Annotated in this window: 19 protein-coding genes and 1 pseudogene; 9 read left to right on the forward strand and 11 right to left on the reverse strand. The window is 53.1% G+C overall.

From position 1 onward, the window contains the following. The first annotated feature begins 26 nt into the window (after nt 1-26). The 3 genes from AC6RNO_RS07870 (at nt 27) to AC6RNO_RS07880 (ending at nt 1,411) form a co-directional block, all read left to right on the forward strand. On the forward strand, nt 27-824 hold the full coding sequence (locus AC6RNO_RS07870) for a DUF2935 domain-containing protein (protein WP_474682570.1): 798 nt from the start codon (nt 27-29) through the stop codon (nt 822-824). 121 nt (nt 825-945) lie between these two features. Further along, nucleotides 946-1,218, forward strand: a complete 273-nt coding sequence (locus AC6RNO_RS07875; protein ID WP_488435921.1) for a hypothetical protein — start codon at nt 946-948, stop codon at nt 1,216-1,218. 10 nt (nt 1,219-1,228) lie between these two features. After that, complete coding sequence (locus AC6RNO_RS07880) at nt 1,229-1,411, forward strand: hypothetical protein (RefSeq protein WP_474682568.1); 183 nt, start codon at nt 1,229-1,231, stop codon at nt 1,409-1,411. Between the two features lie 120 nt (nt 1,412-1,531). Here the strand turns inward: AC6RNO_RS07880 and AC6RNO_RS07885 are convergent, their stop codons facing one another. Further along, the gene (locus AC6RNO_RS07885; RefSeq protein ID WP_497105133.1) at nt 1,532-2,158 is read right to left on the reverse strand and encodes a hypothetical protein; all 627 of its coding nucleotides are present in this window, start codon (nt 2,156-2,158) and stop codon (nt 1,532-1,534) included. 167 nt (nt 2,159-2,325) lie between these two features. On the opposite strand from AC6RNO_RS07885, the gene AC6RNO_RS07890 reads away from it, so the two are divergent. The 3 genes from AC6RNO_RS07890 (at nt 2,326) to AC6RNO_RS07900 (ending at nt 6,180) form a co-directional block, all read left to right on the forward strand. Then, nucleotides 2,326-2,991 (forward strand): SIMPL domain-containing protein, encoded by a 666-nt coding sequence (locus AC6RNO_RS07890; RefSeq protein ID WP_497105134.1) that lies wholly within the window; start codon nt 2,326-2,328, stop codon nt 2,989-2,991. A gap of 326 nt (nt 2,992-3,317) precedes the next feature. Further along, a complete protein-coding gene (locus tag AC6RNO_RS07895; protein WP_497105135.1) occupies nt 3,318-3,599 on the forward strand; it encodes an HXXEE domain-containing protein in 282 nt (93 codons plus the stop codon). A gap of 121 nt (nt 3,600-3,720) precedes the next feature. Then, the gene (locus AC6RNO_RS07900; protein ID WP_497105136.1) at nt 3,721-6,180 is read left to right on the forward strand and encodes a prolyl oligopeptidase family serine peptidase; all 2,460 of its coding nucleotides are present in this window, start codon (nt 3,721-3,723) and stop codon (nt 6,178-6,180) included. 114 nt (nt 6,181-6,294) lie between these two features. Here the strand turns inward: AC6RNO_RS07900 and AC6RNO_RS07905 are convergent. Beyond that, nucleotides 6,295-6,510 (reverse strand): annotated as a pseudogene (locus AC6RNO_RS07905) (GNAT family N-acetyltransferase); the annotation flags it as partial. Nucleotides 6,511-7,034: 524 nt separating this feature from the next. Further along, nucleotides 7,035-12,974 (reverse strand): immunoglobulin domain-containing protein, encoded by a 5,940-nt coding sequence (locus tag AC6RNO_RS07910; RefSeq protein WP_497105137.1) that lies wholly within the window; start codon nt 12,972-12,974, stop codon nt 7,035-7,037. 440 nt (nt 12,975-13,414) lie between these two features. Here AC6RNO_RS07910 and AC6RNO_RS07915 point away from each other — a divergent pair, with 440 nt between their 5' ends. The 3 genes from AC6RNO_RS07915 (at nt 13,415) to AC6RNO_RS07925 (ending at nt 15,877) form a co-directional block, all read left to right on the forward strand. Beyond that, nucleotides 13,415-13,963, forward strand: coding sequence for a CcdC protein domain-containing protein (locus AC6RNO_RS07915; protein ID WP_497105138.1), 549 nt, complete (start codon nt 13,415-13,417; stop codon nt 13,961-13,963). Between the two features lie 220 nt (nt 13,964-14,183). Beyond that, complete coding sequence (locus tag AC6RNO_RS07920) at nt 14,184-14,780, forward strand: TetR/AcrR family transcriptional regulator (RefSeq protein WP_474686813.1); 597 nt, start codon at nt 14,184-14,186, stop codon at nt 14,778-14,780. Between the two features lie 167 nt (nt 14,781-14,947). Continuing rightward, complete coding sequence (locus AC6RNO_RS07925) at nt 14,948-15,877, forward strand: RsmD family RNA methyltransferase (protein ID WP_497105139.1); 930 nt, start codon at nt 14,948-14,950, stop codon at nt 15,875-15,877. Nucleotides 15,878-16,578: 701 nt separating this feature from the next. Here the strand turns inward: AC6RNO_RS07925 and AC6RNO_RS07930 are convergent. The 8 genes from AC6RNO_RS07930 to AC6RNO_RS07965 all read right to left on the reverse strand — a co-directional run bounded on the left by AC6RNO_RS07930 (nt 16,579) and on the right by AC6RNO_RS07965 (nt 22,464). Further along, nucleotides 16,579-16,938: a GIY-YIG nuclease family protein gene (locus tag AC6RNO_RS07930; protein ID WP_474686814.1), complete on the reverse strand. Its 360-nt coding sequence runs from the start codon at nt 16,936-16,938 to the stop codon at nt 16,579-16,581. Between the two features lie 14 nt (nt 16,939-16,952). Further along, entirely contained in the window at nt 16,953-17,993 is a 1,041-nt protein-coding gene (locus AC6RNO_RS07935; RefSeq protein WP_497105140.1) for a cobaltochelatase CobT-related protein, read from the reverse strand. A 53-nt stretch (nt 17,994-18,046) separates the two neighbouring features. Continuing rightward, complete coding sequence (locus AC6RNO_RS07940) at nt 18,047-19,162, reverse strand: AAA family ATPase (RefSeq protein WP_488435928.1); 1,116 nt, start codon at nt 19,160-19,162, stop codon at nt 18,047-18,049. Between the two features lie 17 nt (nt 19,163-19,179). Beyond that, nucleotides 19,180-20,388 (reverse strand): MFS transporter, encoded by a 1,209-nt coding sequence (locus AC6RNO_RS07945; protein WP_488435929.1) that lies wholly within the window; start codon nt 20,386-20,388, stop codon nt 19,180-19,182. A 1-nt stretch (nt 20,389) separates the two neighbouring features. After that, on the reverse strand, nt 20,390-20,869 hold the full coding sequence (locus tag AC6RNO_RS07950) for a DUF6530 family protein (RefSeq protein ID WP_474686818.1): 480 nt from the start codon (nt 20,867-20,869) through the stop codon (nt 20,390-20,392). Between the two features lie 211 nt (nt 20,870-21,080). Continuing rightward, entirely contained in the window at nt 21,081-21,686 is a 606-nt protein-coding gene (locus AC6RNO_RS07955) for a DUF3298 domain-containing protein (protein ID WP_497105141.1), read from the reverse strand. 130 nt (nt 21,687-21,816) lie between these two features. Next, nucleotides 21,817-21,981 carry a hypothetical protein gene (locus AC6RNO_RS07960; RefSeq protein ID WP_497105142.1) on the reverse strand — a complete coding sequence of 55 codons (165 nt, stop codon included), beginning with the start codon at nt 21,979-21,981 and terminating at the stop codon, nt 21,817-21,819. A gap of 90 nt (nt 21,982-22,071) precedes the next feature. Further along, nucleotides 22,072-22,464 carry a YbgC/FadM family acyl-CoA thioesterase gene (locus AC6RNO_RS07965; protein ID WP_497105143.1) on the reverse strand — a complete coding sequence of 131 codons (393 nt, stop codon included), beginning with the start codon at nt 22,462-22,464 and terminating at the stop codon, nt 22,072-22,074. Nucleotides 22,465-22,725 lie beyond the last annotated feature (261 nt).

Raw genomic sequence — 22,725 nt, forward strand, 5'->3', positions numbered from 1 at the left:
TCGTGAACGTAAGGGAGGTCAGTATTTTGGACCAGGCGGCACTTTTCGAACATCAGTTCTGGCTGCAAATCTTGGGAGACCACAGCCGATTCATATGGAACACGCTCTCTCCCAAGGAAGCCGGATATATTCAGGAGGCCGGGCAGTTCATCCGATCTTTTGATCACTTGTTGGAGTTTGCCCGATCGGCCTCAACCGATGAGGATCTCATAACTCTCAATCAGCACGCTCTTCCTCTAACCGATCAATTGCGGACATTCAAATTGGAATTGCTGAAAACAATGCTGACCGGAAAAATAACGAGTGGACTTACGCCAACATTCGTCAATCATATGGTTAATGAGCTGGAGGAGTATTTGCGCATATTAAACGAACTGGCCGCGGGTAGGCCGGTTCCTCAATACAGCGCGCTGCATCACGACTTGCTGTGGCTGTCCGACGCAGCCGGTCATGCAGCTATCATCACAAGCGATCTGGATATGGTCGAGAACCGATTGATGGAGAAGAGTCAGAGATTTGAATTTCATTTCCAGCAGTTTTATTTGAAAAGTATCGAAATGGCCGGCTATATGAGGGCCCAGGTGACGGATTTTCCGGCGTTGCGGAAGTTCCATACGGACATCAATATCGAGATGAAACTGTTTACGGCCTTTTTGCACGAGCTGGAAGAGCTGGGGTTGTCGGCCGAAGTGCTCGACCGGATTTCGCCGCTGATTCCGGATCATATGATGCGCGAGGAGTGCTATTACCTAATGAAGTTGGCGAGTCTGGGTGTGATTCCCATTTGGAATTGCGATCCCACCAAGCCGAGAATCGACGAGTAAGCATGTTCCGTGGAAGCGGCTCGTTTTTGGAAAAACCTGCGATTGCCAGGCTGCCCGGAAACCAACACGCCAGAGCCGGCACGTACTGCGCACAGCTCCTGGCGCGCGGCGTTGCGCATGCATGACGGCGGTCGGTCGGCCGCATGGCACAATCTGCCTGGCTCCGGTTGCGCTAAGAAAACCTGCAAAAATACAGTTTTTGCCCGATAGATACGCCGGCCACGACATATTCCTGCAATTGTGCAGGCTTTTTGCCGGGAACATGGGCTCAGATTCATTTTCGCCGAAAATTCCTGCACTTTTGCAGGTTTTTCGCCAAAATAAACGATTATTACAGAAAAAGCCTGCACTTTTGCAGGTTTTCGAACAAGTCGCGATACTCTATGAGGGCTAGGGGAACGAGTGTGGCTAATTTGGAGGACAGCCGCTTTTTCTGGGCGCGCGCCTCTCTCGGTGCAGTTCGTGGAACTGCACAACTGGGCAGAAATCAGCTTGCTAGGGAAAAAACCTGCGAAAGTGCAGGCTTTTTCCGCGAAAGTGGCTCGTTTTGGCGAAAAACCTGCGAAAGTGCAGGAATTTTCGACTAAATGAGCCTGAGCCCATGCGTTTGATAGAAAAACCTGCACATTTGCAGGAATATTTCGTTTGCAGCGTATCAGCGAGCAAAAACCTGCACTTTTGCAGGTTTTCTTCGCGCTACCGTGCCACTACTGGGTCGCAGCCGAGCTGCAGCCGGGCCGCAGCCGAGCCGTAGCCGTACCGCAGCCAAGCCGCAGCCAAGCCGCAGCCGAGCCGCAGCCGAGCTGCAGCCGAGCTGCTGCCGAGCCGCAGCCGAGCTGCTGCCGAGCCGCAGCCGAGCTGCTGCCGAGCCGCAGCCGAGCTGCTGCCGAGCCGCAGCCGAGCTGCTGCCGAGCCGCAGCCGAGCTGCTGCCGAGCCGCAGCCGAGCTGCTGCCGAGCCGCAGCCGAGCTGCTGCCGAGCCGCAGCCGAGCTGCTGCCGAGCCGCAGCCGAGCCGCAGCCGGGCCGCAGCCGAGCTGCAGCCGGGCCGCAGCCGAGCCGTAGCCGTACCGCAGCCAAGCCGCAGCCGAGCTGCTGCCGAGCCGCAGTCGTGCTGCAGCCGTATCGCAGCCAAGCCGCAGCCGTACCGCAGCCGAGCTGCAGCCGAGCCGCAGCCAAGCTGCTGCTGAGCCGCAGCCGAGCTGCTGCCGGGCAGATGCGCTGCTTCGCACCGCGCACGGCTCCCGGCGCGCGGTGTTGCGCTGCATGACGGCGGTCGGCCACATGCCTGCTCTAGCGTGCGAGTTGCCCAACCTTCCGCCTAGCAGCACGATCATCCCCTTTTTTTCCGCACTAGCTTTCTACCGGTAACTAAAGTATAGAAACATGACGTAACGTTCATGTTCAAGTCTATGCAGCGGGAAAGCTACCTTTGTTTCAAGAATTATATGGATTACTCCCCCATACATTAGGTTATAAACCTATTACCGGGAAGGGGTCCGCTATGTATATTCAACCATTCGGCAAGCCTGCCGCCGCTTGCTATTCCGATTGTCCGCCAGCCATCGAGGTTTCGGGCGAGGGGACGGTAACCGCAGCTCCCGACAGAGCCGTAGTCGTGCTGGGGGTCATAAACGAAGGTCCTGTCCTGCAAACCGTCCAGACGGAAAACGCGAAAATCATGGCTGATGTGATCAACTCCTTGTTGGCTCTGGACATCCCGCGGGAACACATTCAGACGACCGACTTCCGGATCGAAGCCCAGTACGATTATCATGAGGGCAAACAAATTTTTCGCGGCTACAAAGTGACTCACCTTGTCAGTATTACGACAGGGAGAGTCGGTCAGACAGGAGTGATTGTCGACACGGCGGTTGCGCACGGAGCGAATACCGTTAACAGCATCCGGTTCACGGTCGCACACCCGGAGTATTATGCGAATCAAGCGTTGGCGCGCGCCGTCGAAAAAGCCCGCCAGAAGGCGCTCACCATCGCCAGCGCATTGGGCGTTGCCCTTGCGGCGGTTCCGAGCCAGGTTCAGGAGCTTCCCCGCTCGGCGGAGCCCGTTCCTTTTGCCAGCATGGCGTTTGAGGCGGGGGCGGCAACGCCCATCCAGCCGGGACAATTGACCGTAAGCGCTGCGGTCCGCGTTTGGTATTTATTTGGATAACGAAGGAGAGCGCTCATGGTTCCGGACCCGTTCATTCCGATCCAATCCTTGATGTGGCTGTTTTTGGCCGAATTAGCCCAATCGCTCCAAAAGCGCTGGTCGGGTTTTTAGGGGATTTTGCACATGTGAAATCCTCCCCATTTGCGGTGGCGGTTCTCACCCAGTTTATTGTTTTTGTACCGGTTACTTATATGGCCGTAATGCGGCAGAGCTACGTTTTGTTCGTGGGATTTAACGCCCCGCTGATGATCCATGTGTTCACCCATCTTGGAGTCTGTGCGACGGAGTTACTTTTGTGCATATCGGGTAAATAATGACTGTATATTTTGCCGCTCACGCTGTATAATTACTATCATTTTGCATATATACCTTCTACGAGGTCATCGGACAGACTCCTGGGGCAATCGATACTGCTGAAATCGTACACGCCGGGAGTCGTTACCGGGATCATTGTTTTGCTGCCGTATACGGTTTATTTGTTTTACAGGTTTATTACGGAGCAGGCGGTAACGTGGGAGGAGGTTTTGTTGTACGCCCCGTCGGGACTTCTGCTCATCCCGCTGGTTTTGTTAGGGCATAAACTGGGCAAAATCCTGATCAAAAATTGAATCCCCGGGCCCGAAAAATAATTTTTAGATAAGACCGATTTCCTACCTATTCCGGCTGCGTTCTCCTGATATATAATGAATATCGTGCTTCGATGTTGTATCTACCGTACGGGAGGGCGAAATGAAAAGTTATATTAGAAAATTTGCAGTATCCGCGGTGCTTGCCGCCTGGGTTGCAGCCATTGCGGTTCCGGTCGGCGCCCAAGCGAGCGTAGATGCTGCGCCATACCCGGACGTGCCGGGGGGTCATTATGCAAGTAAAGAGATCGGCCAGCTGCAGCAAAAAGGAATCGTCGGCGCCAATGAAGACGGTTCCTTTCATCCGGATGACCCGGTCACGCGCGGGGATGCTGCCGTATGGCTCAGCAAGGCGTTGAAGCTGGACAAGCCGAAGGCGCTGAACGGGTTCGCGGATGTGCCGGACACGAGTCCGTACGCGCAAGCGGTGAATGCGCTGAAAGAGCGCGGCATCGTGCAGGGCAGCGACGGCATGTATTTGCCGGATTCGCTTTTGACACGCGAGCAGATGGCGAGCTTGCTGACGCGGGCTTTTCAGCTCAAGGATAACGGGGTCCAAGCCTGGCTGAAGGATGAAGCGGCGATCGGCAAAGCGCATCGCGACGACGTCATCAAGCTGAAGCAAAATTTTATAACCGAGCAAGTGGAGTTTATGCCGCAGGATCAGGTGACCCGTGCTCAACTCGTGTTGTTTTTGTACCGCACGATAACGCAAAAAGACGAACTGGCGCAGGCCCCGGTTCCCCTGGACGATTTCCTGAAGCTGCCGGAGAAAGCCGGGTTCCGGGTATCGCCGGACGGCAAAATGCTGGCGTTCCTCCAGCCTTGGGAAAACCGCATGAACATCTACATTCAAAAGATCGGCGATTCGCAAAGCACGCGCATCACGAGCTCCAAGCAAGAGAACATCCGGAAAATCAACTGGATTACGAACAGCACGCTTGTATATTCGCTGGACAGCGACGGCACGGAGAACACGCACATTCGGGTCGTGCAGACAGACGGTTCCGGGGATAAGGACTTGACGCCTTACAAGAATGTCAAAGCGGACCTTCTCGATGTGCTGCCGGCAAAAAACGAGAGCGATTATGAGCTTCTGCTGACGATGAACAAGCGGGACCCCAAGCTTTTCGATGTGTACCGGGTGAATTTGAGCACCGGCGAAACGGAGATGCAAATGGAGAACCCGGGCAACATTGTTTATTGGCAGACGGACAATTGGGGCCGGCTCCGCGCGGCTTTGACCAGGGAGGGCAGCAAGACCGGCTTGCTGTACCGGGACGATGAAGACGGGAAGTTCGAGAAGCTCGCAGATTTCGATTCCAAAGATACGTTTCTTCCGGTGATGTTCACTTTTGACGACAAACAGTTCTACGCCGTTTCGGACGTTGGCCGGGACAAGCAGGCGCTGGTCAAATACGATCCGGCCTCCAAAAAGGAGACGGAAGTCGTGTACCAAAACGATGAAGTCGACCTGGACGACATCGTGGTGTCTTACAAGAAGAAATCCATCCTGGCAGTCATTTATGAGACGGATGAGAAGCATGTGCAGTTTTTGGACAAAGATTTTGAGGAGCTGTATCACAAAATCGAAAGCAAGCTTGATGGCAAGCGCTTCGGGCTGATCGGGTCTCCGGACCGGGACGTGCTGCTGCTGTACACGGAAAGCGATAAATCTTACGGCAGCTATTACTTCTATGACCGGAACGCGGATAAAGTGGAAAAAATCGCAGACATCCAGCCCAAGCTGGACGAAAGCAAAATGTCGGACATGCAGCCGATCTCTTACCGCAGCCGGGACGGCCTGACGATTCACGGATACTTGACGCTCCCTAAGGGCGCGGCTCCGCGCAAGCTGCCTGTCGTCGTTATGCCGCATGGAGGGCCATGGGCGCGCGACTCGTGGGGCTACAATATGGAGGTGCAGCTGCTGGCCAGCCAAGGCTATGCCGTGCTGCAGATGAATTTCCGCGGCTCCACCGGCTATGGCAAGGCGTTCCTGCATGCCGGGGACAAGCAGTGGGGCAAAGCGATGCAGAACGACATTACGGACGGCGTAAACTGGCTGATTCAAAAAGGGACCGCCGACCCTGAGCGCATCGCGATTTACGGCGCGTCTTACGGCGGCTATGCGACTTTGGCGGGCATGACATTCACCCCGGATCTATATGCCGCAGGGGTTGACTATGTCGGACCGTCGAATCTGTTCAGCTTCCTGAACACGCTGCCGGCGTACTGGGAATTGGACCGCACGCGTTTCTACGAACAGGTTGGCGATCCGGTCAAGGATAAAAAGCTGCTAGAAGAAGCATCCCCTTTGCAGCACGCCGGTCAGATCAAATCCCCGCTCATGATCGCTCAAGGCGCGAATGACCCGCGGGTGAACAAGGCGGAATCGGATCAAATGGTGGCGGCGCTGCGCAAGCTGAACGTAGACGTCCCATACATGCTCAAGAAGAACGAGGGCCACGGATTTCATAAGCTGGAGAACGAACGCGACTTTTACCAGGCACTTATTCATTTTCTTAATAAAAATGTGAAAAACAAGAAAAAAGCATCATAAACATGAACAAGCAGCTTCAGGGGCGTAACGGCTCTTGGAGCTTTTTGCTGTCCTTCGCTGTAGATTCAATTGCCTGCTTATCCTTCTCAAATCCCATTCTCTCATGCATGTTTTTATACTGCTTTCATTTGCGGCATCAATTCCGGCAATAAGTGTTGCATATTCTCTTTCGCTAGCAATTTTGATTAACTCTTTCGTTATTTTTGTTCCTATCCCTTCATTTCTATGATCCTTATGAACATATACGGAATGTTCGATCGTATATTTATATGCCGGCCATGCTCTAAAGGGGCCAAATGTAGCAAATGCAACGACCTTGTCATTTTTTTCTTCCTTCACAATAAATTTGTTGTTCTAACCGAATCTTAGCACCCTCCGTACAGAACGTAAAATTGCCCTTTTTCATTGCTGGCTATAGAATAAAGTTATGGCAGACATTCGGCATAATCGGTCAAAGAAAGGTGCGGCACATGACGCTTCAACAATTTCGCTATTTAGTGGAGATAGCCAAGCATAATTCAATCAGTAAAGCCGCCTCGGCGCTTTATGGGGTAGTACCAGCGAAACTGACACCACCCGCAAAGTAAATGGATATTCATGGGATATAAAATACGAACCGCTCGCTAAAAATAAAAACGGCATCTCTGCCGTTTGTGTTAGGTGTTGGTGGAGAATAGGGGGATCGAACCCCTGACCTCATCGCTGCCAGCGATGCGCTCTCCCGCGGTAGTTAGTTTAGCTGCCCCGAAAACCCGGCAAGCAAAATGGTATTTAAAAAACAAGGCTATCCTGCAGCAGCTTTCTCTACTGTTGCGGATAGCCCTTTTACTCTAGTTGTAGGCCGTATAACGGACTTATATCAATTCTGATTTTTGAAGCAGTCTTTGTACAATTGCTGCTGCTTCAGCTCTCGTAATAAGCGCTTTTGGATCCAATTCAGCGCCGTTTCTTCCCGATACGATCCCCGCTTGAACACTGTCTGCAATGCTGCTTAGCGCCCAAGCGGATGCATCCAACGCATCTGTGTACGGCTGTAATATTTCGCCTGCCGGTTGGTTAGAAATCTTCGCTTTCAACCCGGTGATCGTCATCGCTTTGGCGATCATCATCATGGCTTGTTCTCTGGTAATGTTATCGTTCGGGCGGAACGTTCCGTCTTCAAACCCATCGATCAGATGGTATGCATATGCTGTATTAATCGCGCTGCTTTGCCAATCTGACGTCTTGACATCCGAGAACGGTGACGTTCCGTTTTCCAGCTTAAGTCCCAATCCACGGACGATAATCGCTGCAAGTTCAGCGCGAGTCATGTCTCGGTCAGGATTAAACATGCCGTTTCCAGTACCATCGACGACCATCCGCGATCCCATGTCGTTCACCGCGGCTTTCGCCCAATGATTGGTCATATCCATAAACTCAAGCGGATGCCAGACAACCGAGTACGTACTGTTGGTCAGGCTGTTGATTTTTGCGTAATACTTGCCATCGATTACAACCACCTTGGTCGGCACGTGGCGAACCGTTCCGTCAGGTTCAACAACAACTCCTGTTGTAATCTTGTTCGGATCAACACCATCCGGAATCGCAATGGTTCGTTCCACGTAGACGTTGAACTTCGATACGTGGACCGTTGCGCCTTCGTATGTGGCTTTAACCGTAAAATCGATTGACGGCGCGACCGGTGTGAATGTTCCTTTGGCTGCCGCGTTTTCCATAACTTTTATTGTATTCGCTGTCGGTGTCGCGATTTCGATCTGTACCTTGATGTCTTGCAGGACTGCAGATCTGCCGATTTGTTTGGCAACGGCATCAATGTTGATCTGATGGGCTGGCAGCGTATACGTTGCCCGGTCGGTTTTGATCTCTAAGACCGCCTGCTTGTTCTCCATGTTTTTAATCATTTGACCGTTCAATTCACCGACGACTACATCTGACTTCATATTGACCGGAATCGCTACGACCGAATGTTGTCCTTCCAGCGCGAGCTTGTCATTCAGCTTTTTTTCATCAACCGTAATGGTTATTACGGTTTTCTCGTTTTGTTTGGTTATCGTTGCTGTTGCCGCATTCTCCGCTTTACCGTTGACGAGCACATCCACTCCGGTATTTCCAGTTTCCGCTCTAGCAGGAGCTGCAGGTTCGGTTGTCGTGTTGCCGCTGCCATTGCCGCTGCCATTGTCGCTGCTTAATGGCGCTGCTGGGATAATGGCATTGGATGGGGCAGAAGAGACACTTCTTCCCACACCATTGACTGTCTTTACCGTAAAAGTATAGCTCGTTCCGTTGGTTAAGCCTGTTACGGTAATCGGACCTGCCGTTCCGGTTATGACCGTATTTCCCGGTGAAATCGTTACCTCATACCCCATAATTGGACTTCCGCCATCATCAGTTGGAGCCGTAAATGAAATGGTAGCTCGTCCGTTTCCAGCAACTGCCGTCACATTCGTTGGCGCTACCGGAACAGTTGCAGGAGTTGCGCTGACCTGGTTGGATTCCGCACTCAAACCTCCCAAGCTGCCTGCTTTCACTATAAAGTAGTAGGTAGTTCCGTTGGTCAAGCTTTGGACGTTATAGGTGGAAGAGCTCACTGTCGTAACTGAAGCGTTGCTAAATTGGCCCGAAGCTGTTGACATATACAGGTTGTAGTAGGTCGCTCCCGTTACCGTGCTCCAGTTTAGTGTAACCTGACGATCTCCTCCGTCAGCCACAAGGTTCTGCGGATTCGCAGGAGCATTCTGCAAGTTTACCACCTGAGTCACGGTAAAGGTTGCAGCCGTCATGTGGTCCGCCGTTACTGTGACTGTTGCAGTGTAAGTGCCTGCTGGCAAGCCGTCCTTTACTTTCACCGTAAACGTCGTCGACGTGATTCCGCTGTCCAGTGTCGTCGCTTCCGGCTGCGTCACGACAAAATCATTTGCATGGGTGCCGCTCAAAGCTGCAGCGAGATTCGCCAAATTGCCGGTGCCGGTATTCGTTACACTGATCGTTTTCGTTTCTTGCGTACCCGAGGCGTAGCCTTGAATAAGCGCCGACGCTGTTTGGTTGGCTATTGCGGCAATCGTATAAGTAGGTGCAACGTTCACCGTCACCTTGGCTGCGCTGCTCGTTGCCGTCGCCGTCTTCGTTCCGTTTACACTGTTGTTCGTGTTCGTCACCACAACGTAGTAGTACGTCGTTCCCGCCGTGGTTGTTGGTACGTTATATGTTGCGGTCGTGGCACCGCTGATCAGCGTTCCGCCGCTGTTGCTGTTGATCGCGTTGCTGTACCATTGGTAGCTCGCCGTTCCGCCGTCGCTCACCGTTGCCGTTACGCTCAAAGGCGCGCTGCCACCCACACTCACCATTCGGTCCGCTGGCTGTGTGCCGATGCTCGGCGTTGCCGCATCGGTCAGCGCATTCACCGTCAGGGTTGCCGCGTTGCTTGTCGTATTCCCCGCTGCATTGGTAACCACGACGGTATAACTGCCCGCATCACTCGATTGTGCGTTAGAGATGCTTAGGGTTGCCGCCGTTGCTCCGCTGATGTTCCCGCCGTCTGTCAGCGCATTGCCGTCTTTCATCCACTGATAGCTAAGCGGCGTGTCGCCGCCGGCGGTTACATTGAACGTTGCAGTCTGTCCCGCTGTCACTGTCTTGTTGCCCGGCTGACTTGTAATCGACGGTGCCACGGGGGCCGGATTGACTGTCAGGGTTGCCGCGTTGCTTGTCGTATTCCCCGCTGCATTGGTAACCACGACGGTATAACTACCCGCATCACTCGATTGTGCGTTAGTGATGCTTAGGGTTGCCGCCGTTGCTCCGCTGATGTTCCCGCTGTCTGTCATCGCATTGCCGTCTTTCTTCCACAGGTAGCTAAGCGGCGTGTCGCCGCTGGCGGTTACACTGAACGTTGCAGTCTGCCCTGCTGTCACTGTCTTGTTGCCCGGCTGACTTGTGATCGACGGTGCCACGGGCGCCGGATTGACCGTCAGGGTTGCCGCGTTGCTTGTCGCATTCCCCGCTGCATTGGTAACCACGACGGTATAACTACCCGCATCACTCGATTGTGCGTTAGAGATGCTTAGGGTTGCCGCCGTTGCTCCGCTGATGTTCCCGCCGTCTGTCATCGCATTGCCGTCTTTCATCCACTGATAGCTAAGCGGCGTGTCGCCGCCGGCGGTTACATTGAACGTTGCAGTTTGTCCCGCTGTCACTGTCTTATTACCCGGCTGACTTGTGATCGACGGTGCCACGGGCGCCGGATTGACTGTCTGTGTAATCGTAAATGTCACGTTCGTCATGTTGTCCGCCGATACCGTCACCGTTGCGGTGTACGTGCCTGCTGCCAGGCCATCCTTTGCTTTCAACGTAAACGTCGTCGACGTGGTGCCGCTGTTCAGTGTCGTCGCTCCCGGCTGCGTGATGACAAAATCAGACGCATTTGTTCCGCTTAACGCTGCGGCTACATTGGTCAAATCTCCGGTGCCGGTTTTCGTAATCGTGATCGTTTTCGTGTCCTGAGTGCCCGATCCGTAACCTGCCGTCAGTGCCGTTGCCGTTTGTTCCGCTATCGCTGCTATCGTGTACGTTTGTGCCGCATCGGTCGTGACGCTTATCGTGTTCGAGTTGCCTGCGTTCGCCCCACCGGTAACTACTAACCGGAAATCATACGCGGTGGTCGCGCTCAATCCCGTTACCATAGCGGTCGTCACATTGGTTGCAATCGCGCCGGTCGTAGCCGTTGTCCACGTATTCGTTCCCGTTGGGGACTGCTCGATGATGATCCCCGTCGCTCCGCTTGCTGCTGTCCAGTTGAACGTTGCCGTTGTGCTCGTCTTCGCTGTGCTTGCAAAGTCAGTAATCGGGGATGCAGGTATTTCCAGCTTCTGAATGCGATGGTTGAAAGTATCGGCCACATACACGTTCCCGCTGCTGTCTACCGCTACTCCATAAGGATTAGTAAACTCGCCCAAGCCGTTTCCTGCGCCGCCGCCGCTCTTTTTCCACTCGCTCCATGTATTCGTCGATATGGTCAGCTTCTGAATGCGATGGTTACCGTAATCGGCCACATACACGTTCCCGCTGCTGTCTACCGCCACTTCATAAGGACTACTAAACTCGCCCAAGCCGTTTCCTGCGCCGCCGCCGCTCTTTTTCCACTCGCCCCATGTATTCGTCGATATGGTCAGCTTCTGAATGCGATGGTTGCCAACATCACCCACATATACATTCCCGCTGCTGTCTACCGCCACTCCATTAGGAAAATTAAACTCGCCCAAGCCGTTTCCTGAGCCGCCGCCGCTCTTTTTCCACTCGCTCCATGTATTCGTCGATATGGTCAGCTTCTGAATGCGATGGTTGTTGGAATCGGCCACGTACACATTCCCGCTGCTGTCTACCGCCACACCATATGGATTATAAAACTCGCCCAAGCCGTTTCCTGAGCCGCCGCCGACCTTTTTCCACTCGCTCCATGTATCCGTCGATATGGTCAGCTTCTGAATGCGCTGGTTGCCGGAATCGGCCACATACACGTTCCCGCTGCTGTCAACCGCCACTCCATAAGGATTAGTAAACTCGCCCAAGCCGCTTCCTGCACCGCCGCCGACCTTTTTCCACTCGCTCCATGTATTCGTCGATATGGTCAGCTTCTGAATGCGATGGTTGCTAACATCGGCCACGTACACATTTCCGCTGCTGTCTACCGCCACTCCTCTTGGAAAAGCAAACTCGCCCGGACTACTCCCGTTAACAGGCCCTATTACACCCCACTGAATCCATGTATTGTTGGCTGCGTTCAGCTTCTGAACGTTATGACTGTCATCGGCCACATATACATTCCCACTGCTGTCTACCGCCACTCCATTTGGACCAAAAAACTCGCCCAAGCCGTTTCCTGCGCCGCCGCCGCTCTTTTTCCACTCGCTCCATGTATTCGTCGATATGGTCAGCTTCTGAATGCGATAGTTGGAACTATCGGCCACATACACGTTCCCGCTGCTGTCTACCGCCACTCCTCTTGGACTAGTAAACTCGCCCAAACCGGTTCCCGCGCCGCCGCCGACCTTTTTCCACTCGCTCCATGTATTCGTGGATATGGTCAGCTTCTGAATGCGCTGGTTGAAAGTATCGCTCACATACACGTTCCCGCTGCTGTCTACCGCCACTCCATTAGGAGAATTAAACTCGCCCAAGCCGCTTCCTGGGGCTGCTCCGGCACCGCTCTTTTTCCACTGGCTCCATGTATTCGTCGATATGGTCAGCTTCTGAATGCGCTGGTTGCTACTATCGGCCACGTACACATTCCCGCTGCTGTCTACCGCTACTCCTCTTGGAAAGTAAAACTCGCCCAAACCAAGTCCATTTAAACCTCCACTCTTCCCCCACTGGCTCCATGTATTCGTCGATATGGTCAGCTTCTGAATGCGATGGTTGCCAGTATCGGCCACGTACACATTCCCGTTAAGGTCAACCGTCACTCCAGTTGGACCATTAAACTCACCTAAGCCGCTTCCTGCGCCGCCGCCGACCTTTTTCCACTCACTCCATGTATTCGTCGATATGGTCAGCTTCTGAATGCGATGATTGGAAGTATCGGCCACATACACATTCCCGCTGCTGTCAACCGCCACTCCTTTTGGAGAGGTAAAGCCTCCCGGGTTTGAATTGCTGACCGGCCCAATCCGGCCAAATTGACTCCATGTCTCAGCTGCATATACCGGAATTGCTACAATACTTGTACAGGCAATAAACAGCGCCACGCCCAATATGTACAGCTTCCACAACCATTGTTTGGCTTTTTTTTGATGATTCACAGCTCACGTCTCCTCTTTCGACAAAAATCAGGTTTATTATACAAAAACACAATAAACAGAGAATAAACAGAAAGAGCCCTGGAATCCCGACCGATTCCGAAGGCTCTTCATTCAGCTTGTTTCTATTGCGTCAAACTCACGACAAAATCCCGGATTCGGGGATCGGGCTTCGTTCCTGGCTCTTGGGCTTGGTGAAACGAAACGATGTGTTTTTGCCGGAAGATCTTCTGGTATATATTGATTTGTTGAAAGCAGCTTTGGAAAAATCTGCGCCAAAGGACGTATAAAGCACAGAAGGCAGCCGATCTAAATTTGGTCGGCTGCCTTAATTTATTTAAATAGACACCCCTTGACAAACCGACCGACGGTCTGTATGATAACCATATAAACAAACCGACCGACGGTCTGGACAAAATTATTCAAGAGGAGAAGTGGTGCAAATGACACAACAACAATGGGATTTGATCGGTTATGGCGTATGGGCGTTGATCATCTGGGTGACGCTCAAGCAATTCATGCAGTCCCGCAAGGAAATCAAAGGAAAGGGGCTGAAGCTGCTGCTCGGGGACTGGCTGATGTTCGCGTCGCTTCCCTGGATTATCTACTGCGCAGGCACAAGAGCAACGATCGGGCAAATCGGCTGGGCCGTCGGCCTAGGTCTGGCGCTCGCGGTTCCGTATATGTTGACCTCGAAGTTCGAAGTCAAGGCGGACGGCAAAATCTTTTTTAAAACGAATATCCTGTTCTACATGTTCCTGTTTGGATTTCCTTACGTCCGGTACATGGTGCGCGATAACGTGTTCCATAATCATCCGATTTTGACCGCCGCACACCGTCCGGACATCGAACTCATGCTGGCTTTGTACATCACCGTGCTGGTTGTCTATACGTTCGCTTGGCGCTTGTACATGTATGCGGCGTATCGCCGAACAGTGAAAAACAGCGCAATGCAGAGCACAGACGCAGAAGCCCGGGCGGCAGCCGTATAAATTTAAAAACAAAGGAGAATTCCCAAGTCGGGCTCATATAGGGCCGGCTGGCCAGAGTATCTGTGGATAACTCTATCTGGTGGGTAGAGGGATCGTGGACGGCTGTGGCCGTTTGGCTGCTTCGGGCCGAATGAAACGCGACCGCGCACAATAGGCGCTTGACCCGGTCATGCGTTAGTATACAATAGAAGAAGCGAATGCCGAGGGAGGTGTCCTGCTGATGACTGCAGATGCTGCGCAGCGAAGCGCAAGCTTTCAGCTTATTTTAGATACGACGGAACAGCTAATCCGGGAAAAAGGATGCCGGCAGACGACGCTCCAGGATATTATTGACCGAACCGGTTTATCCAAAGGGGCGATTTACCATTACGTTTCGGGGAAAGACGAACTGTTCGGTTTGATTTTGAAATCCAAAGTGGAATCGGTCAATGAACGATTCAAACAAACGGTGGAAGGGACGGTCGGCAAAGACGCGGCCCCGCCGATACAGACGATTACCAAGGGCATGATTGCCAATAGCGATAGTCAGGATGTAACCAATAAAATTTTCACCTATTTGCTTAGCCAGAACGACAATCCGAAGATTGCGGCGGTCATGAGAGAGCTGTTCGACTTCTCCGCGGCGATGGCGCGCAATTGGATCGAGGTCGGGCAAAAAGCGGGCGCGATCCCGGAAGGAGTAGACGCGGCGCATGCGGCGGCGATGTTCATGGCGTTCGGCTACGGCCTGCGCGTGCAAAACGTCATCGCCAAGGATTCCGAGTATGCGCTGCGGGAGGAAGACGTGTTCCGGTTTATTTTCCGCTCGCTCCAGTAATACAGAAACTAAGCCGCCGTCTGGACGGTCTGCTATCGCAGGCATGCAAGACGCCGAATGGAGCGGCTGCGGACGAAGAACTGAGGGGTCTGTCCGATGAAGCGCGCAGAAGGTAAAAACACAAAAGTAACTCCGTCGGGCAGACTCCCAGGAAGGACTAAGGAAGCGTGGAATATGTGTATGTATTTGCCTGCCATGAAGATGAGCAGGCTTTGTGTGAATTGGAGCTGCGCACCCTGCTGGGTGCAGCGCCGGAACCCGGCGCGCGCTGGCTGCGAAGCGCACGCCGGATCGAGCCGAGCCGCAGCCCGTTCCTGAAGCTGCGGCTCGACGTGCAGTTGGCGGCCGGCAGCTTGCAGGAGCTGGCCGCGCTGGCGCAGACGTTGACCGTCACGGGGTCAACGTTCAAAGTTGTGTTCGCGGAGACGGATGCTGCGGTCAGCTATGACCGCCAGCGGGAGATCGAACGCGAACTGGGCCGGCATCTCCGCGGCAGGGCGGAGATGCGGCGGCCGGAGCAGCGCTTCGCCGTGACGGCGCTGCAGGGCCGGTGGCTGCTGGGCAGCTGCTCCTACGGCGAAGCCGTATGGCTGCGGCATCAGCAGAAGCCGCAGAACTACTCCACCGCCCTGAGCACCCGCGTCGCGCGGGCGGTGGTGAACATCGCCGTGCCCGAGATTGCGGGCACGCGGGCGCTTGACCCGTGCTGCGGCATCGGCACGGTCCTGATCGAGGCGATGTCGATGGGGATCGACATCGCCGGCTGCGACGCGAACCCGCTGGCCGTGCGCGGCGCGCGGGCGAACCTGGCCCACTTCGGCATGCCGAACGTGGTGAGCCTCGCCGACATGCGGACATTGACGGGCCGCTGCGATGCCCTCATCCTCGACATGCCGTACAACCTGTGCTCGAAGCTGCCGGAAGACGAGCAGCTTCAAATGCTCCAAAGCGCCCGCCGCCTTGCAGACAGGGCGGTCATCATCACGACCGAGCCCGTCGACGCGGCCGTGGAACAAGCGGGCTTCCGCATCGCGGACCGCTGCATCGTACGGAAGGGCCGGTTCAGCCGTCACGTTATAGTGGCCGAATCCTCTTAGTAGCAGTCCGGCAGGCGGAGTTACTTTTGTGCGTTCGTTGATACAGTTACGGGCTAGGGAAATACCGGGGAGCGTAGTGGTTATTCCCCAGCCCTCGCCTCTCCAGTACGGTTTGCGTAGCTGAAGAGGGACTCACCTCTCCTGTACAGGTTGTTGAGCTGAAGTAAAGGGGGACAAGACGGCTTGACAGGGAAAAAACTGCGAAAGTGCAGTTTTTTTTCATGGAAATGGTTCGTTTTGGCGAAAAACCTGCGATTGTGCAGGAATTTTCGGTGAAATTGAGCCTGAGCCCATATTCGCGGCGAAAAGCCTGCACAATTGCAGGAATTTCTCGTGGCAAGCGTATCAACCGAGCAAAAACTGTACTTTTGCAGTTTTTTTTCGTTTTTCCAGTAGATTTGCTGCTTTCCAGCGTGTGTGCGGGTTCATCGGACAGACCTCTAGCCGCCGGGGAGGGTTACCTGGGAGCTTGCCTTGGGTCTACTTAGGTGTTGCCCTAGGGTGCTACCCGGGGGTTGCCTTGTGCTTCCCTGAGGTGCTGCCTAGGAGCTACCATGGAGCCGCTTAGGTGCTGCCCTGAGGGCTACCAAGGAGTAGCCTTGGGGCGTCTAGGTGTCCCTGGGTGTTGCCCCGGTGTGCTCTGCCTTAGGAGCCCCCTTGGGACCCGCCAGGCAGCCGTCTCCCCGCCTGTGCCGCGAGGGTCAATCCCTCGGCGGTCTGTTGTAGCCCTTCTCTCCGTAGGGCTGCAATTTTTCCAGCCATGGCTTTAGTATTTTTTTCAGCTCCCAGCGCATGTCTGTAATTTCGTCGGCTTCTTTTTGCTGCAGCACTTCGTAGGTGAATGCCGAGGCGCCTAGTTCCTTCCAGTCCTTTTGCAGTTGTAAGTTGGCGAATCTCCCCATGTCCAGTTGGCTTTGGATCATGATCCATTTGTTTTTCAGATTGGGATAGCTGTCTATGAAAATTTTGCCGTTAGTGTTGTTCGTTATTTGGATTACACCCATGTAAGTCTTGATTTGTTTGTATTCCTCTTGCAGTTCCTTGCGTCTGCTCTTGTCCATATATGTTTCTCCTCTCACAAATACCGGGCGATAATGCGAACCAATTTAGCCGGGAACTCATGCAGATCGGTAATATCCAAAAACCGCTCATTCCCATAGATGTGCTGAATCACATCTTTGTCCTGGCCGATTGCGGCTGCCAGAAAGGCAATTCCTTTCCGTTCGTACTCGGCTATCGTTTGCTGCATGTCCCGGATCGCATAGTTCCCGGTGTAATCTTCCATTGCTTTGGGCTGCCCATCGCTTATGCTAATCAGCAGCTTGGTTTTTTGCGGCGCGGCCGCCAGCCGTTCGGCAATAATGCGCAAAGCCATTCCGTCGCGATTATTGCTTCTGGCGCGAATCCCCATGAGCCTGAATCGGTCGTTGGGGTCCGGTTTATCCATATCGGAATAGGCAAAGACCGACATTTGCTCCATTTTGGAGACATCCGCAGTATCGCCGTAAATCAATACGGGAATATGACAGTATTGACAAAATTCATATACCGCGATCACCGCGCGTTTGGCCGCTTCCAATCTCCCGAAAGCCGACATCGACGCCGATTCGTCGACCCTTAGACCGACCGCAAGGGAAGGGGATTCGGTTGGCGGACGTTTCTTGGCAAAATACCTGAAATCCCGGTAAGCGATGCTGTCCGCTTGAAATTTGCTGCCATAGTAATGATTTCTCGCGAACTCGGACGATACCTCATGTTCCAACAGCGGAAGCGTCTTTCTGGCGATTTCCCGCACGACAGGCATAAGCCCTTTGCTTAGACCGGCATATTCGTGCTGGTTTTCCAAAACGTAGTCCGGGCGGTGAACGATGAGCCTGACATGGCCGTGAATCGAATCGGATACAACTTCCCTCGCGTCCCGATTCAGTTTTTTGCGGAAATCGCGCTCTTTTTGTACCGCATCCTCTGACATGGCTTCAGGATTTGCCTGGTGATAAATGGGGGAGCCGTTCTCTCCCAAATCCGAACTTTCCGTATCGGAGGAATGCTCGGAACCGTCGGATGAGCTTTCGTCGCTGTCAGCGGATTTTTTTAAGGCGATGCCGTCTTCTTCCAAATCGTTGCCGCGGTCAAAATCGGCGCTGTCTATATTTCCCCATGTTCTGATCTCTACTGCGTCAAAATGCCGTTTTTTTTTACTTCCATCCCGACTTCATCAAGGCTCGCCAACAAACCGCTGCTTGTAAGCGCATTTTCCAAAATTTCGATTTCCTCGGAATCGGTAGTTATCTTGTATATGACTTTATGATACAGGGATTCCCTGACAGGAGCGCCCTCGGCGACGGCATCCGCCCAGTAGAAGTAGGAGCGCATTCCGGCTACGCCTTTGATCGCATGGGCCCGGGCCGTTTTGTCCAAAACAATCATGATATCCGCCAGAACGCCCAGCACCTTGTCGGCCGTATAGCCGGTTTTGGCGATGGCGCGTTCTATCATGACTTCTTTCGTCGGCAAGTCCATCTTCTCGGTATGCTGAACTCTGTCGCGCAGCGCTTCGTTGAGCGGTCTGGACCCCGCATAACTGCGGTTTGTCGTGATGACCGCGATGAAGTCCGGATGCCTGCGCACGATTTCCGTAGGCAGATTGATGCTGCCATCCGGCTCCAAGGCGGAATTTAACGCCATTAACACCGCGGCATCGCGAATAACGGTCGGTTCTTGTATTTCCAGGAGATAACCTTTCTGGTAGGCTCTGACGATCTCGGATGGGTAAAAACGATACTCAACCGCTTCGCCCCCGGTGTTTTCGGCGGCCAGCTTCATCAACCGCTTCATTTTTAAAGCGGCTTGTTCCCGGGTGACCCCCAGAATGTCCATCAAAATTTCAGCCGCGCTTTGAAAACCGTCGCTTTCGTACAATGCCTTCAAAACGGTTTGTTCCGCAGGCTCAAACTTCTCCAGCCGCTCGTGCGAAATCACTGGCAAAATAGCGCCAATCACGTCCGATTTATCCATATCGGCAAAACAGGTCACTTTCGTATAAGGCAGCCCGAAATTAGCCGACAACGCCTTGGCGAGCTGCGTTTTACCGGAGCCGGCGTCGCCCTCTAGCAAAATATTGGCGATTTTCATTTCGCCGCGATGCCAGTTGCGCTGTATTTCGTTGCAAATACGCCGTTCTTCTTCGCTGACTTTATGAGATGCCGGCTTTTTCCAGACAAGCCCTTTTTCCGCGTCCGTCAATTGTCTTGCAGGCGACAAATAACAGGGTTCATGGTCATTCATAACACTTCTCCTTTCCGTCATAATGCCGGGCCCCTCGCAGCTTCGCTTTTTTTCCGGGCAACAAGAGGGAGCAGCAGCATCGCACCGACAACAATCAAACCGCCGCTGATCACATATACCGTGAGCAGGGAGAACGCATCCTTCAGATAACCGGATAAAAACATGCCGATCACCATCATTCCCATAAAAACCGGAGTGATCGCTCCCGATACCCGGCCCATAAGAGCTCCTTCCGTATTCCGCACAAGCAGCGTCTGGATTCCGCCTTGAATGCAAGGGTAAAACAACCCGCTGATCACTAAAAGGACAATGGTCAGCCAAACCATCGTAGACGCGCCAATTCCGATCGTACAGACGGCGGTGACAAGCAAGCCTGTCATGAGCAGAAGCTGCGGCTTCACCTTTTTGGCAATCCCCATTATGGCGGCTCCGCCTACTAACATAGCTGCCCCATTAGTCATAACCGCCCACTGCAGAAATTGTTTGCTCTGCCCCAGCTTCTCTATGACAATGAAAATCTGGAGCGGCTGAGTAATTCCCGAGGCCAATCCGACAGCCGCGAAAGTCAAGCTGAGCGTTCTTAAGGATTGATTGGACCCGATATAACGCAACCCGGCCATCAATTCCTTCATGAAGCTGCCGGCACCGCCGGACTTCGGTTCCGCCTCGTCGTGGGGAAGCGTCGATAGTACAAGGGAGGACCCCAGGAACAAAACTGCCGTCAGGACGAGCGGAATTTTAATACCAAACTGTATGAAAATAAACGTACCGATGACCGGGCCCAAAACCATAAAGACAGCGACAAGGGTTTGGGACATCGCCATCACGCCTTGCAGTTGTTCCCCTGGCACATGCCGTTTGTACAGTTTCATGGCCGAAGGCTGAGAAAATTGAGACAGGCTGGCGGAAACAAACGATCCGACGAGAAGCGCGATCCATCCGCCGTTCATGACGGCAAGCAGCACAGCCACAACGGACAAGGCGGACAGCAGATCGCTCCAAACCATTGTCCGCTTCGGCCGCCATCGGTCGGCAAAGGTTCCGCCGATAAGAGCGAATAGAAAGATCGGCGCGAATTCCGCAACCGAAATAAGCGATACGTAAACCGGATTATTATTCGTTAAATCGGTAACATAAAGAAGGACGGCATAATTCCGAATCCAAACCCCCAGCTGCAGCAGCACCCGGGAGAGAATAATAGTTCGAACATAACGATTGGAAAACACGTTAATACCCCATATCTTTTAAAATTTTTGATAACGTCCGCAGACGTTCGCTGATCATCTCATCGTCGTCGCTCAGAGCTTGGCCGAACAGCTTAATATCTTCATTGATTCTCTCATTGTCCGTACATATCGCCACGGTCATGGCATCCCCCTGTAGGCCGACCCGGTCGATGACGGGCTCATTCGGATCATATAAATGTTCATATCTGTATGCTTCGCGAAAATGCTCCAAGGACCGGCAAATCAGAATGGACAAATCAAGAACGCGATGGAGAGGAAGCTCCTCCGATTGCCTTGACCATTTTTCTCCTGTGTATCTCCATACTTTGGCGGAAATATCGACCTTTCCTCTGTCATTCCATTGGGCGAGTCCTAAAGAGAGGCCCTTAGCATCCGTGTTTTGGGCAAGTCGGCCGTCAACCCGCTCATAATTTTCCGACACGACAACAGGCTTATGTTTTAAAGTAGTTGGTATTTTCATTTTCTTTTCCTCTTTTCGCTTACTAAATTAGTAATTTACTAAATTACTAGCTCATTATATCTTTCATCTTTCCGGACGTCAATCCGATAATTGCCCTGGGCAGAGGGGGAATCCAAATTTTTACACAAAAAACAAATAAAAAACCGGCTAGCCTTTGACGTACAGGAAACCGGTTTTGTCGTATATGATGGTTTTGCGCACGCTTTCGCCCTTAGTACATCATTTTGCCGAGAGGGCCGTCTTCGTCGATAATGTCCTGGATTTGGTAAACGGAGATGGGGAAATAGGCGAAGCCGTAAAAGTAAGGGGTAATTTCGTAAACCTGAAAATAAATGACCAGCGCTTTGTCCGCGATGTAGTAGTCCTGGTCAGGCCGTATGCTCTTGAAATCCGTCAGGAGCGGGATGCCGCGGGCTTTGATTTGTTCATGAATGAGAGCGGACAATCTCTTCACATAGTCGCTGCCGGGTTTGAACAGGTCTTTTAAAGCGTAGGATTTGCCTGTCGTCGTTTGAAAAGTTAGCGATTTTTGCAGCGTAAGCCCGTGCGCGCCGCCCGAAAAGGCGTAATTCAGCAGCGACAAGCTGAGAATGTCTCTTTCGTTCGTTTTGAGCTCGTAGTATGCCGTGACTTCCGTCTGCGGGTTTTGCGGATATCCTTGCCGGTGGAGCAGCAGATTCACTTCATTGATAATGGCCGCATTGATTTGCTGTTCCGCCGCGTGCGACGGCAGATTCGTCACAACCGGATAAGAAAGTTTCAGCCTGGGGCGCAGCACTTTGCGGGTTTGTATGCTAACGGGCTCCGGTCCGTTCATCGGTTCATCCATCCCAGCTTTTTTAACCAATTTATTCGGGGAATGGGCGAGTGGTTCGATCCTGATGCCGCCGGAAAAAACAAAAACCGCAGAAAACGCACCCGGCGCTTCTACGGTTTCTGTCCCTGCTTTATTGTTCTGTGTCGGTAGTTTCTTCGGCGGAGGATACGGCACCGGTCGTCTCCCGCAGTTCGGAGGACAGCTGCTCTACCTGCTGTTTGGATTTGCTGTCATCCGCATTGGCCTCGGCGGCGTTTAATCCATGATTGACCACATCGTTGTTATTGGTTGTCATAGTGTATTCACCTCCTCGTTCAAGCACAATCCAAGTATCCCTCAAATGGAAAAATTATATTCATGAACCATGAATTTTCCATGTTGCCGGTTAGGCAAACCATTTGCGCAGCTCATCGGGCACTTCGCGGCTCTTGCGAGTGGCGCTGCCCATCGTTACACTGGTGACGAGCGCATCGGCACAAGTTTGGCCTTGCCAGTTCACGATCGTCTGCTTCAGCACATAGCTGGTTCTTCCCACCTGCTCGGGGCGGCATGTAACCGTGAGTTTGTCGCCTTGCCTGCACTCCTGGCGGTAATTGATATTGATGTTCACCGTCACGGTCTGAATCCCCATATCGTCAAAAGCGTCATACGTCAGTCCGATCTGCTCATACCATTCTTCACGGCCCCATTCCAGGTACTCCAAATATTTGGCATTATTGACATGCCCGTTCACATCGATTTCGGTCGAGCGCACGATAATTTCCAGTTTTGTTTCCATAGGATCACTGCTCCTTCATCGGTTCGGTTGCTAGTCTTATTATATATGATTTTAAAAAGCGGACACAGCCATCGGGAATCATCGTCGTCATGCAGCATCAACATCGTGCGCCGGGAGCCGCGCGCGGTGCGAAATCATCGGCGTGTAAATTCGCAGGCTGCCCGAGCAAGTCGCGATACCTCTAGGGCTAGGGGAATTAGTGGGGGGCCAGCCGCTTTTTCTGGGTGCGCGCCTCTGTCGGTGAAGGTCGTGGAAATGCAT

The sequence above is a fragment of the Paenibacillus sp. sgz302190 genome (assembly GCF_059820445.1).